Source organism: Corynebacterium sp. LaCa_70 (assembly GCF_058182015.1).
In genome coordinates, this window is record NZ_CP190914.1 from 1,650,705 (window position 1) to 1,665,243 (window position 14,539).

14 protein-coding genes are annotated in these 14,539 nt (G+C 56.9%); 6 read left to right on the forward strand and 8 right to left on the reverse strand.

Annotated features, from left to right (window positions below):
* Window positions 1-29: 29 nt before the first annotated feature.
* The gene (locus ACP8MI_RS07500; protein WP_049149345.1) at window positions 30-422 is read right to left on the reverse strand and encodes a hypothetical protein; all 393 of its coding nucleotides are present in this window, start codon (window positions 420-422) and stop codon (window positions 30-32) included.
* 126 nt (window positions 423-548) lie between these two features.
* Between ACP8MI_RS07500 and sucB the strand changes: the two genes are divergently transcribed.
* The 5 genes from sucB to ACP8MI_RS07525 all read left to right on the forward strand — a co-directional run bounded on the left by sucB (window position 549) and on the right by ACP8MI_RS07525 (window position 6,988).
* The gene (sucB, locus tag ACP8MI_RS07505; RefSeq protein ID WP_284795856.1) at window positions 549-2,693 is read left to right on the forward strand and encodes a 2-oxoglutarate dehydrogenase, E2 component, dihydrolipoamide succinyltransferase; all 2,145 of its coding nucleotides are present in this window, start codon (window positions 549-551) and stop codon (window positions 2,691-2,693) included.
* Between the two features lie 228 nt (window positions 2,694-2,921).
* Window positions 2,922-4,109: an MFS transporter gene (locus tag ACP8MI_RS07510; RefSeq protein WP_065420286.1), complete on the forward strand. Its 1,188-nt coding sequence runs from the start codon at window positions 2,922-2,924 to the stop codon at window positions 4,107-4,109.
* Window positions 4,110-4,203: 94 nt separating this feature from the next.
* Window positions 4,204-4,965: a lipoyl(octanoyl) transferase LipB gene (gene lipB, locus ACP8MI_RS07515; protein WP_049148132.1), complete on the forward strand. Its 762-nt coding sequence runs from the start codon at window positions 4,204-4,206 to the stop codon at window positions 4,963-4,965.
* Window positions 4,966-5,044: 79 nt separating this feature from the next.
* Window positions 5,045-6,088 carry a lipoyl synthase gene (gene lipA, locus ACP8MI_RS07520; protein WP_018120461.1) on the forward strand — a complete coding sequence of 348 codons (1,044 nt, stop codon included), beginning with the start codon at window positions 5,045-5,047 and terminating at the stop codon, window positions 6,086-6,088.
* Between the two features lie 120 nt (window positions 6,089-6,208).
* On the forward strand, window positions 6,209-6,988 hold the full coding sequence (locus ACP8MI_RS07525) for a DUF4191 domain-containing protein (RefSeq protein ID WP_018120460.1): 780 nt from the start codon (window positions 6,209-6,211) through the stop codon (window positions 6,986-6,988).
* A gap of 6 nt (window positions 6,989-6,994) precedes the next feature.
* Here the strand turns inward: ACP8MI_RS07525 and ACP8MI_RS07530 are convergent, their stop codons facing one another.
* The 5 genes from ACP8MI_RS07530 to thrC all read right to left on the reverse strand — a co-directional run bounded on the left by ACP8MI_RS07530 (window position 6,995) and on the right by thrC (window position 11,784).
* Window positions 6,995-7,483 carry an RDD family protein gene (locus ACP8MI_RS07530; RefSeq protein WP_018120459.1) on the reverse strand — a complete coding sequence of 163 codons (489 nt, stop codon included), beginning with the start codon at window positions 7,481-7,483 and terminating at the stop codon, window positions 6,995-6,997.
* 54 nt (window positions 7,484-7,537) lie between these two features.
* Window positions 7,538-8,587, reverse strand: a complete 1,050-nt coding sequence (locus tag ACP8MI_RS07535) for an SGNH/GDSL hydrolase family protein (protein ID WP_239211898.1) — start codon at window positions 8,585-8,587, stop codon at window positions 7,538-7,540.
* On the reverse strand, window positions 8,580-9,119 hold the full coding sequence (locus ACP8MI_RS07540) for an NUDIX hydrolase (RefSeq protein ID WP_049148129.1): 540 nt from the start codon (window positions 9,117-9,119) through the stop codon (window positions 8,580-8,582). The genes ACP8MI_RS07535 and ACP8MI_RS07540 overlap by 8 nt, the downstream gene beginning before the upstream one ends.
* A 90-nt stretch (window positions 9,120-9,209) precedes the next feature.
* Window positions 9,210-10,295 carry a trypsin-like serine protease gene (locus ACP8MI_RS07545; RefSeq protein WP_239211896.1) on the reverse strand — a complete coding sequence of 362 codons (1,086 nt, stop codon included), beginning with the start codon at window positions 10,293-10,295 and terminating at the stop codon, window positions 9,210-9,212.
* Window positions 10,296-10,326: 31 nt separating this feature from the next.
* Window positions 10,327-11,784, reverse strand: a complete 1,458-nt coding sequence (gene thrC, locus ACP8MI_RS07550) for a threonine synthase (protein ID WP_049148138.1) — start codon at window positions 11,782-11,784, stop codon at window positions 10,327-10,329.
* A 35-nt stretch (window positions 11,785-11,819) separates the two neighbouring features.
* On the opposite strand from thrC, the gene ACP8MI_RS07555 reads away from it, so the two are divergent.
* Window positions 11,820-13,316: an MFS transporter gene (locus ACP8MI_RS07555; protein WP_049148128.1), complete on the forward strand. Its 1,497-nt coding sequence runs from the start codon at window positions 11,820-11,822 to the stop codon at window positions 13,314-13,316.
* On the opposite strand, the gene ACP8MI_RS07560 is transcribed toward ACP8MI_RS07555, so the two are convergent.
* Together ACP8MI_RS07560 and ACP8MI_RS07565 are read right to left on the reverse strand one after the other, a co-directional pair.
* The gene (locus tag ACP8MI_RS07560) at window positions 13,313-13,846 is read right to left on the reverse strand and encodes a hypothetical protein (protein WP_049148127.1); all 534 of its coding nucleotides are present in this window, start codon (window positions 13,844-13,846) and stop codon (window positions 13,313-13,315) included. The two genes, ACP8MI_RS07555 and ACP8MI_RS07560, sit on opposite strands and share 4 nt — an antisense overlap.
* A 134-nt stretch (window positions 13,847-13,980) precedes the next feature.
* On the reverse strand, window positions 13,981-14,469 hold the full coding sequence (locus ACP8MI_RS07565) for a hypothetical protein (RefSeq protein ID WP_490290632.1): 489 nt from the start codon (window positions 14,467-14,469) through the stop codon (window positions 13,981-13,983).
* Between the last annotated feature and the right edge of the window lie 70 nt (window positions 14,470-14,539).

Below are 14,539 nucleotides of genomic sequence, written 5' to 3' on the forward strand. Positions count from 1 at the left end.
GTCAAGCCTCGAACATCAAGCGCCGAGCATTAAGCATCACTGTTACGCTGCTCCCATTGTTTGCGGCGCTCGGTTTGCTCTCGGCGCTTGCGCAGGATCCGTTCACGTTTCATTCGCTCGCGCATACGCTGTGGATATCCGGTTTCCTCGACGTCGTAAATTGGAACGTCGAGTGCCTGGGCCACAGCGTCTATTCCTTTTGGCCCTCCGATGCGGCGGCGAATGTAGTCGCCGGTGTCGTCGACAAGCACGATCGACATCTCGTTAACCACAGTTTCCGGCTCCACGAAACCTTCCACCATTCCGCGTCCGCTGACCCAGGCGACCAGTTCTGCGCGGTCTTTGTCACGGATGGTATCGCCCGGAGCGCGAGGGGGCTTGAGCTGTGATTTCGTAGAGTTCCGACGGAATAGGTTAAACACGGTTCACAATTCTAGGGGTAATGCACAAATGTGCGTATTGACTCATTACACGAAGCACCGTTGATGGCGGTAGGCTGGGATGGCGTAGCTTCTATTTACTAACGACTTTAGAGGAGTCTCTCACACATGTCGCACTCCGTAGAGATGCCCGAGCTGGGCGAATCAGTCACCGAAGGCACCATTACTCAGTGGTTGAAATCCGTCGGCGACACCATCGAAGCCGATGAGCCTTTGCTTGAGGTTTCCACTGACAAGGTGGACACTGAAGTCCCTTCCCCGGTCTCGGGTACGATCCTCGAGATCAAAGCGGAAGAAGACGACACTGTAGAGGTTGGCGACGTCATTGCCATTATTGGTGATGAGGACGAAGCCGCGGATTCTGACTCCGACGACGCCGCTGATGCAGATGAGGCCGACGCTGCCGATGACTCCGCATCTGAGGATTCTGAGGACAAAGCAGACAAGTCCGACAAGAAGTCGGAGAAGAAATCCGGCGGCTCCGGCAAGACCACCGATGTGGAAATGCCAGAACTCGGCGAATCCGTCACCGAAGGCACCATCACCCAGTGGCTGAAATCCGTGGGCGACACCGTCGAAGTAGACGAACCACTGCTTGAAGTCTCCACCGACAAGGTTGACACCGAAGTTCCATCCCCAGTAGCTGGCACCATCGCCGAAATCCTCGCCGACGAAGACGACACCGTCGAAGTTGGCGAGGTTATTGTCCGCGTCGGCGACGACAACGCCGCAGCTGACTCGGATGACTCCGATGACGCTGACGATGCTGATGACTCGGCGGCTGACAACAAGTCCGCAGAGTCCAAGGACAAAGCAGACAAGTCCGACAAGAAGTCGGAGAAGAAATCCGGCGGCTCCGGCAAGACCACCGATGTGGAAATGCCAGAACTCGGCGAATCCGTCACCGAAGGCACCATCACCCAGTGGCTGAAATCCGTGGGCGACACCGTCGAAGTAGACGAACCACTACTAGAGGTATCCACCGACAAGGTTGACACCGAAGTTCCATCCCCAGTAGCTGGCACCATCGTCGAAATCCTCGCCGACGAAGACGACACCGTCGAAGTTGGCGAGGTTATTGTCCGCGTCGGCGACGACAACGCCGCAGCTGGCTCAGATGACTCCGATGACACTGACGATTCCGCATCTGACGACAAAGAGGACAAGTCCGACAAGAAGGAATCTGCTTCCGAGAAGAAGGCGGAGAAGAAGTCCGAGGACAAGGAAGAAGCCAACAAGTCTGAGCCGAAGAAGGACGAATCCAAGGATTCCGGCAAGAAGAACTCCGGCAAGGTTCCTTACGTCACCCCACTGGTACGTAAGTTGGCTGACAAGCACGGCGTCGACTTGAACTCCTTGGAAGGCACCGGCGTTGGCGGACGCATCCGCAAGCAAGACGTCATGGCTGCTGTCGAAGGTGGTTCCGCTGACTCGTCCGCTCAGGATAAGGATGCCGAGAAGACTTCCGGGAAAGACACCAAGAAATCCGGTTCGAACTGGTCGACCAAGTCTGTCGATCCCGAAAAGGCGGAGCTGCGTGGTACAACGCAGAAGGTTAACCGTATCCGTCAGATCACTGCACAGAAGATGGTGGAAGCACTGCAGATTTCTGCACAGCTGACCCACGTGCAGGAAATCGACATGACCGCGGTATCCAACCTGCGCAAGGCCAACAAGCAGGCGTTTGCTGACAAGCACGGCGCGAAGCTGACCTTCCTGCCGTTCTTCGTTAAGGCCACCGTGGAAGCCTTGGTATCTCACCCGAACGTGAATGCTTCGTACAACGCAGACACGAAGGAGATGACCTACCACGCAGACGTCAACGTCGCCATCGCGGTAGACACTCCGAAGGGTCTGCTGACGCCAGTCATCAAGAAGGCCCAGGAGAAATCCTTGCCAGAGATCGCTGCAGAGATCGTCGAGCTGGCAGATCGAGCACGCAACAACAAGCTGAAGCCAAGCGATCTCACCGGCGCTACCTTCACCGTCACCAACATTGGTTCGGAAGGCGCGCTTCTGGACACCCCAATCCTGGTACCGCCACAGGCCGGTATCTTGGGCACCGCGGTCATCGAGAAGCGCCCAGTCGTCGTCACAGAAGACGGCCAGGATGCCATCGCCATCCGTCAGATGTGCTACCTGCCATTCACCTACGACCACCAGGTGGTCGACGGTGCGGATGCAGGTCGCTTCATCACCACCATCAAGGACCGTCTCGAGACTGCGGATTTCGAATCCGATCTGGAGCTATAAGCTAGCCTGCTAACCCAGCACCGGGTCTTCCCAGCACCGCGTTTCCAGCTACTTTCACTGGCAACGCGGCGGGAAGGCCCGGTTTTCTCATTATGAGCCAACTCACGTAACATAACGGTCATCATGTTAACCGCGGTCACACGGTGACGTGATGTAGAGCAACTCAAGCACCCACCATTGTTCGGTGGAACGTGAGAGACGACCGCCAAGAAGCCAAAAGAGGAACGTATGCGTATCAGCGATTGGTTAAGAGTTGGCTTAGGCATGTTCGTCGTCGCCTTCGGCGCGAATGCCTTCGCCCCATTGATGGTTTCCTACCGTCTAGAAGCAGGTCTTAGCGACGGCCAGGTAACGGCTTTCCTCGCGATCTACATCGTTGGTCTCATTCCCGCGCTCATCATCGGCGGCCCCATGTCCGATACCCACGGGCGCCGCGCACTCATTCGTCCAGCATTGATCTTTTCCTTCATTGGATCAGCTGTGCTCGCACTCGGTGCATTCGGCCCGACTATTTTCATCGGCGCAGGCCGATTCATTACGGGCTTGGCGACGGGCCTGGTGATGGCATCGGGTGCTGCCTGGTTGAAACAGCTTTCTGATGGTCCCGCGATCCAAGGTGCACGCCGGGCCACCATTGCTTTGACATCCGGTTTCGCTGGCGGCCCACTGGTCGCTGGCATCGTTGCAGAATTTCTGCCGAAACCAGACTTGGTCCCGTACCTGCTGCACTTGGTTCTTGCCGCCATCATCACCCCTTTAGTTTGGAACACCCCAACGGTGCCAACTGAGGGCACGCGCACGGGCAAGCGGCTGGCCAGCCAGGTGAAAACGTCACGTTTCTGGCTCACCCTTGGTTTGTCTGGCCCGTGGGTTTTCGGTGCTGCATCGACCGCGTTCGCAGTCAACACACGCTTGCTCGAAGCACAGATGGAGCACCCAGTCGTCTACACCGGATCCATCGCTTGTTTGGCCATGGTATTCGGAAACGTTATTCAACGTTATGTCGGCGGCTCTCGCACCTACCCTCCTGCGGTTTATGGCTTGTCACTAATTATCGTCGGTATGCTGTGCTCGATTTGCGTCGCCATTTGGCAAGATTCCATGGTCGGTGTCATCTTTGGCCTGCTCGCGACTATTCCGCTGGGCTTTGCCTACGGCATCCTGATGTCATCAGGATTGCAAGAAGCACAGCGGCTCGCACCGGACGATGAGCTCGGTGCGGCCAGTGCCTCGTTCTACTCGCTGACCTATATCGGGTTTACCTTCCCGTTTATCATTTCGATTCTGGGGCCAGCAATTGGCTACATCACGTGTTTCTTGTTTGGTATCGCGATGGCGCTATTCACCATCTTCATGGTGCTGCGTTTCGACGGCCGGTTTTTCAAAAAATCCCGTCGCTTCCCACAGCGGACATAGTCCACATCCCGTATCCACATCTCGCGTCCACGTCCCCCATCCACAACCCGCGCCCACAGCCCCGCTGTCTTCGGGGCGCGTTAAAATGTGCACCATGACTGCTCCACGCGCCCCGTTTTTTCCTGCTGATCGTTCTATCCGTGCCAACGAGGACCTCGAGGTCCAGAACCTTGGCACCATTGACTACCAAGAGGCGTGGGATCTACAGGCGAAACTAGCCAAGCAACGCGCCGACGACGAAATCCCAGATCAACTACTGTTTCTGGAGCATCCCGATGTCTATACTGCGGGCAAACGCACCCAACCGTCGGATATGCCCACTAACGGATTACCGACAATCAAGGTGGATCGCGGCGGCCGCATCACTTGGCATGGCCGCGGACAGTTGGTGGTCTATCCCATCATCAAACTTGCGGAACCAGTCGATGTGGTGGATTACGTGCGCCGCCTAGAAGAAGCCATCATTGACGCGCTGACAAAATTCGGCACAAAGAAAGTTGGCCGGATGGAAGGCCGTTCCGGCGTGTGGGTTCCGCATAGTGTACGCGCCGTCGACAAGAATGCTTCCGAACGTGACCGCAAAATCGCGGCTTTGGGCATTCGCGTCACCCGTGGTGTGACAATGCATGGCCTCTCATTGAACTGCAATAACTCGCTAGAATTCTACGACCATATCGTCGCTTGCGGCATCGACGACGCCGATGTCACGACATTATCGCTGGAGCATGGCCGGGACGTAACCACCGCGGAAATGATCCCACTTTTGCAGGAGTCTTTAGTGCACGCGTTAGCTGGGGATTTGGCTGTCAGCGATCACGATTTGGATACCTCGCGGGTGGGCGACTCGCCACAGTAATCCGCCCCAAAACCCCTCCGCAAACGCTGTATTACAGCGTGCTGGTAAGAACAAACTACTAGGCGTAGGCTGGGGCATTATGAGTGTCACCCCCGAAGGGCGCAAACTGCTGCGCATTGAAAAGCGGAACGCAGAAAATCCTATCGAGAAAAAGCCACGCTGGATCCGCAACCAGGTCCGCAACGGCCCAGAATACAAAGACATGAAAGCCAAGGTCGCTGGCGCCGGTTTGCACACCGTGTGCCAGGAGGCCGGCTGCCCCAATATCCACGAATGTTGGGAATCGCGTGAGGCCACGTTCCTGATTGGCGGCGACCTGTGTACCCGTCGCTGCGACTTCTGCGATATTAAAACCGGCAAGCCAGGCCTGCTTGATACCGATGAGCCGCGTCGCGTTGCAGAAAATATTCGCGAGATGGATCTCAACTACACCACCGTCACTGGCGTTACCCGTGACGACCTGAAGGATGAGGGCGCCTGGCTGTACGCAGAAATTGTGCGCAAGATCCGGGAGCTCAACCCGAATACGGGAATTGAGAACCTTACCCCGGACTTTTCTGGCAAGCCTGATCTGCTGCAAGAAGTTTTTGAGGCTGAGCCGGAGGTCTTCGCGCACAACCTGGAAACCGTTCCGCGCATCTTCAAGCGCATCCGTCCAGCATTCCGCTATGACCGTTCGCTGGATGTTATCCGCCAGGCCCATGATTACGGTCTGATTACCAAATCGAACCTGATTCTGGGCATGGGCGAAACCGAGCAAGAGGTCCTGGATACCCTGCAGGATTTGCGCGATGCCGGTACCGACATCATCACCATCACGCAGTACTTGCGGCCAGGACCGCTATTCCACCCGATTGACCGCTGGGTACGCCCAGAAGAATTCGTGGAGCATTCCAAGGCAGCCCGCGAAATGGGTTACGGCGCTGTTATGGCTGGTCCGCTGGTGCGTTCGTCCTACCGCGCAGGCAAGCTCTACGTGCAGGCAATGCAGGCGCGTGGGCGTGAATTACCAGAGCGCCTGTCACATCTGCAGGAAACTTCGCAGGGCCCAACGGCACAGGAAGCATCCTCGCTGTTGAGCAAGTATGGCGCGTCAGAGGCGACTCCGGTAACGACTCGCTAGAGTTCGAACGTGCAACGCGCTTCGGGAATCTGCCCGGAGCGCGTTTTCTTATGAGCACTTATTATTATGAGTGCTGACGATGTTTTAGAAATCGGTTGACTACCCCTTAAAGTGAGAGACATGGCAAAAGACGATAAGGCGAAGCTCAAAGCCCAAAAACGTGAGGCAAAACAAGCCAAGAAAGCGCAGCGCAAGCAAACGCGGTCGCAAATGTGGCAGGCCTTCAACATGCAGCGCAAAGATGATAAAGCGCTGATTCCTTTGATGCTGCTGGCGGTTATTGGCATCGCCGTGCTGTTTTTCTTGCTCGGCATGTTGTGGGGCGGCCAATGGTTCATGCTGCCGGTCGGCATCGTGCTGGGTGCCGTCGTCGCCATGTGGATTTTCACCCGCCGTCTGCAATCATCGATGTACAAGCGCGTTGAGGATCAGCCTGGCGCCGCTGGTTGGACCCTGGACAACCTGCGTAATACCTTCGGCATCATTTGGTTTACCAAGCAGGGCGTCGGCATGACTCGCCAGCAGGATTTGCTGCACCGCGTCGTCGGCAACCCGGGTGTGGTTTTCGTTGGTGAAGGTAACCCCAAGCGCTTGGAGAAACTCGTCGACAAAGAACGCCGCCGCATTGACCGGATCGCCGGTGGTGTGCCAGTACATGTGGTCTACACCGGCACCGGGGAAAACCAGGTTCCGCTGGGCAAGCTACAGCGTAAACTGCTGAAGTTGCCACGTAATTACAGTAAAACCGAGGTATACGATATCAACGCGCGTATCGAGGCCATGGATTCAGCAGCCGGACCAGGCGCTGGCATGCCGAAAGGCCCACTGCCGCAACAGGCGCAGAACCCTTCCGGCATGAACCGCCGTATGCGCCGCATGAATGCCAAAAAGGGCAAATAAGCACCATTAATTCGTGCGAATAACTGCGGTTCCAGTCGCGCGGTCGTGCATGCCACGGCCGTCGGAATCGACCATCACCGCCGGGAAGAAACAGGCGGTGAGCAACGTACGCACGACAGCGCGCCACAAGCCGACGCGTTCTTCCGCGTCCACCCGGGCCACGCCCATCCCCAGCAGCATCATGCCTGGGGTGCGCGCGAACAGCCAGCCAAAAATTATGCCGATGGCAATCCACAACAGGTAATTCCAGGTAGTGGTAGCACCCTGGCTGATATCAGCACTGCCGAGCCCGTAACGAAGGCCGAATGCTAGTGCAAGCGCCACAAACCAATCAATGAGCACGGCTAATGCACGCTTGCCCACCGGCGCTAGCGAGCCGCGCCCGTTTTTCGGCATACCAAGTTTTTCACCGGGCCACCGACTTGGTGAATTCGGATCTTCATTTTCACCGGGAATTGCTGGTCCATCCAGCCAGCTTCGCTTGTTCTCCGCCATGCTCTCTAATCTACAAGCCGGGGTTAGGGCAGCGAAACCAGAGGGATGATGCCGTTAATCTCGCGGGATCCGTTGATAGATTTCCTGCGCCATGGCAGCTTGCCCGGCAGCTGTCGGATGATACGGAAACGATCCCGTCGCCGTCCCCGAAAGATCGACCCAACGCTGCTCTGGTTCGGCACAAACTGTATGCTTGTCGGCCTCGGCAGGCAGCACGAACTGCACGTCGTGCGCCTTCGCCGCTTGTGCGACAGCCTGGTTGAGCTGCTGGATGACAGTTTGTAGCCAGGTGCGGTCAGGCCCGGAAATGGCGGCAATTTCGGCGCAGTCGTCCAATGCACCAAGCAAGGGAAGATAACCCGTGGCGATAATCTGCGCTTCGGGTGCCCGGGAACGGATCTCAGCAAAAATTTCGTGTAGTCGGTCTTCCACCACACGGGTTTCGTGTTCAACCTTCCGGTCCATATAGGCGCCGCAGTTGGAAGGTTCGGCGGTCTCGAGGGCGTGCTGTGCGCACCACACCATTTCTCCGAAGCCAATGTCGTTACCACCAATGGTCAATGTCACCAGATCGACGGTTCTGTCGGTTGCGCCGTCGTCTGTCTCGCTTAAAGCGTGCAACTGCGCGGGCACTTCTACCCCACCGGCGTCGCGGGTTGCGGTGAGGTTGTCGATGATCGCGCCTTGGCAACTACGATCAATAACGGTATTTGCAGCAAGCAGATCACCGAGCACAGCGGGATAATTATCTGGTGAACGCCGACAAAAATCTGCCGCCAGATCACCAGAATCGTCGGCTCCGGCACGCGAGGCCATCGCGGCATAGGAATCCCCGAGTGCCACATAGGTATCAATAGCTGGTTCAGTAGCTGGTTCAGTACCTGGTTCAGAAGCCGCTTCAGAACCATCGTCGTTGTCCACCCCGGCACTGCAGGCACTAAGTACTAGCCCACTGCTGAGCAACAACGCGGGCACGGCGCGGCGCCATGTCGGAGTCAGGGTCTGGGCCTGAAGCTGGTTCTGGTTCTGCGTATGGCGCTGTGCTTGGGGCTCGGGAGCATCATCGGCATTTTCCGCACGCAATCGCCGCGGCGCATTAACCATTGCGCTTGTTAAACCCGAGACGGGGCCGAAAACGAGCGGGATTTTTCATCTGGGCCACAGCATCGGCAATCACCATCCGGTGCCGGGCAGATAATGATTGTGGCAAATGCGCCACCGAGCACCATTGCACGTCCACGGACTCGTCGTCGGCAACGCGTGGCTGCTGATCGTATGCGCCCACCAATCGCGCGGAAATTGCAGTATCCATAAATTGGCACACATCCCCATTCGGGTACGTCACCGGACCCACTGCCCCAGATCCCAACAATGCCACGGGCACAATGTCTAACCCAGTTTCTTCCTTGACCTCGCGCACGGCGGTGTCATGGGGTTGTTCACCCGGTTCACAAATGCCACCAATGGGAGTCCAATCTCCACTATCGGCCCGTTGGACCAGCAGAACCGTCGGCACCTCCCAAATGGGGGCATCAGCCGGGACTTCGCGGATGACGACGGTAGTCGTCGCAGGAATCCACAGGGGTGCCGAACCGATATGTTTGCGCAGTTCCGTAATAAATTCCGGGGTAGCCATATCTGCATTCTAGCGGGGGCAGACAAACCCAGCTCTCCTGCAAGCACAACGCGGCGCTGGTTACCACAGCGCTGCCTACCACTGCGTTGTCTACCACGTGGTGGTCGTCGTTGCGGCTTGCGGGACAATGCTGCCAATAATGCGCTGAAATTCCGTCGCCGGGGTATATGACACACTGATGTCCCCGTTGTTTCCATCCACAGGTTCATCCCCGTTGCACTGGTGCGCCGCCTGCTGTGTCGTAGTGCCGGAGACTAAACCAACGATGACTTGCTCGCCGTTGAGCTCGGCATACACTGGGCCACCAGAATCACCCGTGGTCGCGCACAGAGCAGCGCGGGCGGACCTGGCATCCAGCACCGAACCGTCATGGGTATTCAATTTGCCCAACGCCTGCGCCGCGGTCGTGTCCCCACACGTGATTCCAGTGATACGGCCGTTTTTACACACGTGCTCCGGCAAGAAGTCCAGCCGATCGGCAATCGCGGTTGCCATGGGGTTTAGTGCTGCTTCGGATCCGCCGGCCACGCTGGCATCATAGGCATTGGCATTGAGCTCAATGATTGCGATATCCAAATCGGAAGAATCCACAGTGTAGAGGTCGGAATAGATAAAAGACCCTATCGGTTCTGCTGGCCACTGGAAACGGTTATTTGCCTGCCCCGCCCACACGAGATCGCCTTCGCGCCCGCAATGAGAAGCAGTAATCGCATAGCCTGTGCCTGCTTCATCGGTAAAAGAATAGGCAACGGTGCAGATATTGTAATGAAACTGCTCGCCGGGCTGGGGTACGTGCGTAGAAATATCAATCGGTGCGCCCGGCGCTAAAGGGGAATGTGCTGGGTGAATGATCCGGGTCTGCGATTGCGGTTCTTGCCCAAGGCGCTGTTGATCCGCCCCCGTGAGGGCATCAGCGCGCGGCGGTGGTGCAGGTAAAGAGCGCGGTTGCACTGGATCAAACTCAGCAGCCATATCCGCGCCCTCCGGGAAGCCATCCGCGGCCGAGCCGCCGCTAGGATCGCCCTCCCCAAACGCGGAGATTCCAGTACTGGTGCAGGCAGAAGCAAACAGCAACACAGCACACATGACCGCTAATATCCCGGTACGGCTGTGGTTAGAGCCGCCAACGCTGCTATAGCCAGAGCCAGCGTCGGCCTGCTGTTTCTGCCCAATCATAGCTACAGAGTATAGCCACAACCGGTGCCGATTACCGCACGTTGGTTTCTGCGATGGAGCTGCGGATATAGTCTTTGACCTTGTCGGCATCATTGTCAAGGTCCGCGACGTGGCGTCCGGCATCCATAATTCCGGCAAAGCGCTGCGGCATATCCGGGGCAGTTCCTAGGGCCTCTTTGATAGTGTCGGCGAATTTCACCGGCAAGGCTGTTTCCAGACAGACCACCGGGCTGGTGACGTCGTGTTCGGCTACGGCATCCCAGGCCACCTTGATGCCATCAGCGGTGTGCGGATCCACCAACACTTCATGGTCTTTATGTACCTGGGCGATCGTCGCCAAGCGGTCCGCGTGCAGCGAGCGCCCGGAGACGAACCCGAACTCGTCGCGTGCACGCGCCAGCAGGTCGTCGGCAAGCGCAAAACCACCATCCTTGATGCGGTGGCCGAACAGGTCTGCCACCTGGGCGGCATCGCGATCCAGCAAGTCCGCAATGAAACGCTCGAAATTCGACGCGCGGGAAATATCCATCGACGGCGAGGAAGTCTCGTGGGTATCCGCGGCAGAGCGCGGCCGGTATTGCCCGGTGCGGAAAAACTCGTCCAGCACGTCGTTTTCATTCGTGGCGACGATCAGCCGGTCGATTGGCAACCCCATTTGGCGTGCGATGTGCCCTGCGCAAATATCGCCGAAGTTGCCCGTCGGCACGCTAAACGAGACCTTCTGCGAATAATCACCGGTGGCGTCGGTGACTTTGATCCAGCAGGAAACGTAATACACGATCTGCGCCAGCAGTCGCGCCCAGTTAATCGAATTCACCGCGCCGATGCGGTAATCGCGCTTGAAAGCCTCATCCGCGCTGACGGCCTTGACGACGTCCTGGCAATCATCGAAGACACCATCGAGGGCAATATTGAAAATATTCTCATCGTCTAACCCAAACATCTGCGCCTGCTGGAACGGCGTCATCCGTCCTTTCGGCGTCAGCATAAACACACGGATACCTTGCCGCCCACGCATGGCGTATTCCGCTGATGATCCGGTATCGCCGGAAGTCGCGCCCAGAATATTCAACGTGGTGTCGCGGCGCGCCAATTCGTATTCGAAAAGCTCGCCGAGCAGCTGCATAGCCATGTCTTTAAACGCTGCGGTTGGGCCTTCAGACAAGTGGCCGATATAAAACTGCTCATCCAGCTTGGTCACCGGCACGATTTCTTCGTGGGCGAATTTCTCGGTGCTATAGGCCCTGTGCGCCATGGCTTCGAGCTCGTCGGCAGGAATATCGTCGACGAACAACTTCAGGATTTCTGCTGCCAGCCCGGCGTATCCGTGGGTGCGCGAGGTCTCCCGGAGTTCTGCTAATTTCTCTGCGCCGAGATGCGGGTAGCTCGTCGGCAAATAGAGCCCGCCGTCAGCGGCAAGGCCACCGAGTAAGATGTCGGTAAATTGTGCGGGTTGGGCCTGGGTATCACGAGTCGAAATATAATCCACGGGTTTCATCTTAGCGTCTACCTACAATGGCTCGTATGGAAAATCGCGCCAAATCAGCTTCTCAGACTGCCACTGCTGCCCCGCACCCACGTGATGTGGTGACCCGCCGGGCGCTGCTGGTGTGGGTAGGTGGTGTGGCCTGCTATATCGTCGCGATTACCGGGCGGACGTCATTTGGCGTGGCCAGCGTGGATGCGATTGAGCGCTTTCAGGTGGATGCTTCGCGCATCGCGGTCTTCGCTGCTGTCCAGCTTGGGGTGTATGCGTTGGCGCAGATTCCAACAGGGTTAGGCATCGACAAGTTTGGCCCACGGGCGATGGTGATTGTCGGCGCGGTAGTCATGGGACTCGGGCAATTCATTTTGGCCTTGACGACATCATATCCGCTGGCTATTGGCGCGCGGGTGCTGATCGGCGCGGGGGATGCTTCGGCTTTTCTGGCGGTCATGCGGCTTCTGCCCTATTGGTTCCCACTGCGCAAAACTCCATTATTTACGCAGTTGACGGGCGCGATTGGGCAGACTGGCCAGTTTATTTCCGCGGTACCGTTTTTGGCCCTGCTGGGTGCTGCCGGTTGGACGGCATCGTTTGTCACTCTGGGCGCGGCGAGCATATTAATCGCCGGGCTGGCTGGACTCGCGATTAAGGATCTTCCCGACGTCGATCGCCACACTATGGGGCAAGGCTCAAAGGTCAAAGATGCAGCGTCGATGAAAAATGCAGCTCCGAAAGACGACGCGTCGCCAGATACCAACATTGCTTCCCTGGCCGCCCGGATTCGTGCGCTCGTGCGCACTCCGGTGGCATGGCAAGGGTTTTTCATGCACTACTCGTGCCTGATGTTCCAGCTGGTGTTTTTGATGATGTGGGGATTTCCTTTAATGACTCTCGGCATGGGTTTAAGTTCCGAACAAGCCGGTGCAGTCTTAGCCATCAACACCGTCGTTACGGTTGCTTCCGGTCCCCTGCACGGCATGTTTTCGGCGCGCTTGGGAGCTACCCGGCATTGGGCCGTCGTGGTCTTTTCCACCACGATTGTGCTTACTTGGGTGGTGTTTTTCGCTAGCGGCACTCCACGTGGGATGACGGCAATCGTCGTGGTGAATGTGGTTGTTGCACTGTGTGCCGCGTCCGCGAACTACGGTTTTGATAATGTCCGTGAGGGTGTCTCGCGAGAGACCGTCGCGACGGCTACGGGGCTGGCGAATATGGGTGGTTTTCTTTCCGGTATGGCGGCATCACAGGGAATCGGCATTGTCTTGGATATTTCTGCCGATGGTGCCGCATATAGTTGGACGGATTTTCAACTCGCTGCACTCGCTGGTGGCGGCGTGTGGGCGGTGGGTATTGCTGGTTTATTCTGCGCTACGGCTTGGCGAACACGCGAGATTCAACGCGTACGTTCGGCTGGCACCGCGGCTTCTACTGGTTCTGCTGCTGCAGCTGCTTCAGAGGGCAACAGCACTGCGACGCAGCACGGTCTGGTGATCCACGAAGCAACCAGACCGGAACCGGAAAACCGCACTGATTAGTCTGAGCTGGGTGATTCCAGTGGTTCGCCGTCAATGGGATAATTCGAAATAGCACTAAGCGGGGCGTCGATAAGCCCTAAATCGAAGGCATAGAGAACCCGATCGCGGTCAACATAAGAAATATCGCCGCGCTCGATGGCATCATGCAAAATATTTTCGAGCATAACCCGCATAGCGGCACGGTTTTCGTGGTCTACTTGGAGCACGATTTCCGGCCAATTATCTGGATTCATGTAGTCCGCAGAAATGCCAAGAATTGAAGCGAGTTCTGCCAACCGCTGACCATAAATCTGCGGGGAAATTTCTGATTTTGGGGCGGCCGCGACGCTACTGCCTGCAGCTGCTTGGTCTTCGAATGGATGCGGTTGATCATCAAGCATCGAGCCAACGGTTTGCTCGTTATGCTTGTCCGAGCTATTGATCACCATTGGGACAACGAAAACACCGGCGAGCACTATCACCAAGCCAAGCGCACCGTAAATCCACCAGGTACGTGATGCCTTGTGCGTGTTAGTTGTCGGTTTCGACATGTCGGCTATCTCTTCCTTATACGCGCTATTCCAGTTATGACGCTTATCGGGGTTAGCATAACCAGGTTATGTGATTTTCACAGTAGATAAACCTGTCAATATGCTATGCGTCTCACATAACTAGCACCCCAAAACTAGTGGCGCGGTGGATTCCGCCGCCCGGAGAGAATGTCACCGAGCGAGCGCATCGCCGCATCCCCAATGTGCTGCGTCACTGGGTTGTTGTTGACGGTACGCGTTACGCGATCGAAGACGTCAGACCATTCCCCACCATCACGCGGGTGTGTAAACCGGGCATGCTGGTTTTCTTGCCGACGATGAGCACCTGCATCATTCCGGGCGTCGGCATAATCGACTTCATCACCGTCATCGATTTCATCGAGGTCATCGACATCATCACTGTGGAGTCGTTCGGCCTTCCGAGCCCGTTCGTTGTTTTGGATCTCCGCGACTTTGCTTGCACTCATGCCGTCGCTGTCGACGCGAACATGACGGGAATCCTCATCAAATTCCACATACGTATCGCTGGCGATTCCGATGCGCTCTGCCATCGCGACCAATTCTTGCAGGTCCGCCAGGGTGGCATTGTCAACATTGAATGAGAGTGACAGTCCCATAATCATTTCCTTTCGCCGCCAAAGGTTGGCGTGCCATCGAGTTTATCCACATTCGGCTAGACATATTTCGACTCTG

Excerpts from the sequence above, each read along its gene's own strand:
- sucB (WP_284795856.1), top strand. The coding sequence starts at position 549 with ATGTCGCACTCCGTAGAGATGCCCGAGCTGGGCGAATCAGTCACCGAA.
- ACP8MI_RS07510 (WP_065420286.1), top strand. The coding sequence starts at position 2,922 with ATGCGTATCAGCGATTGGTTAAGAGTTGGCTTAGGCATGTTCGTCGTC.
- lipB (WP_049148132.1), top strand. The coding sequence starts at position 4,204 with ATGACTGCTCCACGCGCCCCGTTTTTTCCTGCTGATCGTTCTATCCGT.
- lipA (WP_018120461.1), top strand. The coding sequence starts at position 5,045 with ATGAGTGTCACCCCCGAAGGGCGCAAACTGCTGCGCATTGAAAAGCGG.
- ACP8MI_RS07525 (WP_018120460.1), top strand. The coding sequence starts at position 6,209 with ATGGCAAAAGACGATAAGGCGAAGCTCAAAGCCCAAAAACGTGAGGCA.
- ACP8MI_RS07530 (WP_018120459.1), bottom strand. The coding sequence starts at position 7,483 with ATGGCGGAGAACAAGCGAAGCTGGCTGGATGGACCAGCAATTCCCGGT.
- ACP8MI_RS07535 (WP_239211898.1), bottom strand. The coding sequence starts at position 8,587 with ATGGTTAATGCGCCGCGGCGATTGCGTGCGGAAAATGCCGATGATGCT.
- ACP8MI_RS07540 (WP_049148129.1), bottom strand. The coding sequence starts at position 9,119 with ATGGCTACCCCGGAATTTATTACGGAACTGCGCAAACATATCGGTTCG.
- ACP8MI_RS07545 (WP_239211896.1), bottom strand. The coding sequence starts at position 10,295 with ATGATTGGGCAGAAACAGCAGGCCGACGCTGGCTCTGGCTATAGCAGC.
- ACP8MI_RS07555 (WP_049148128.1), top strand. The coding sequence starts at position 11,820 with ATGGAAAATCGCGCCAAATCAGCTTCTCAGACTGCCACTGCTGCCCCG.
- ACP8MI_RS07560 (WP_049148127.1), bottom strand. The coding sequence starts at position 13,846 with ATGTCGAAACCGACAACTAACACGCACAAGGCATCACGTACCTGGTGG.
- ACP8MI_RS07565 (WP_490290632.1), bottom strand. The coding sequence starts at position 14,469 with ATGATTATGGGACTGTCACTCTCATTCAATGTTGACAATGCCACCCTG.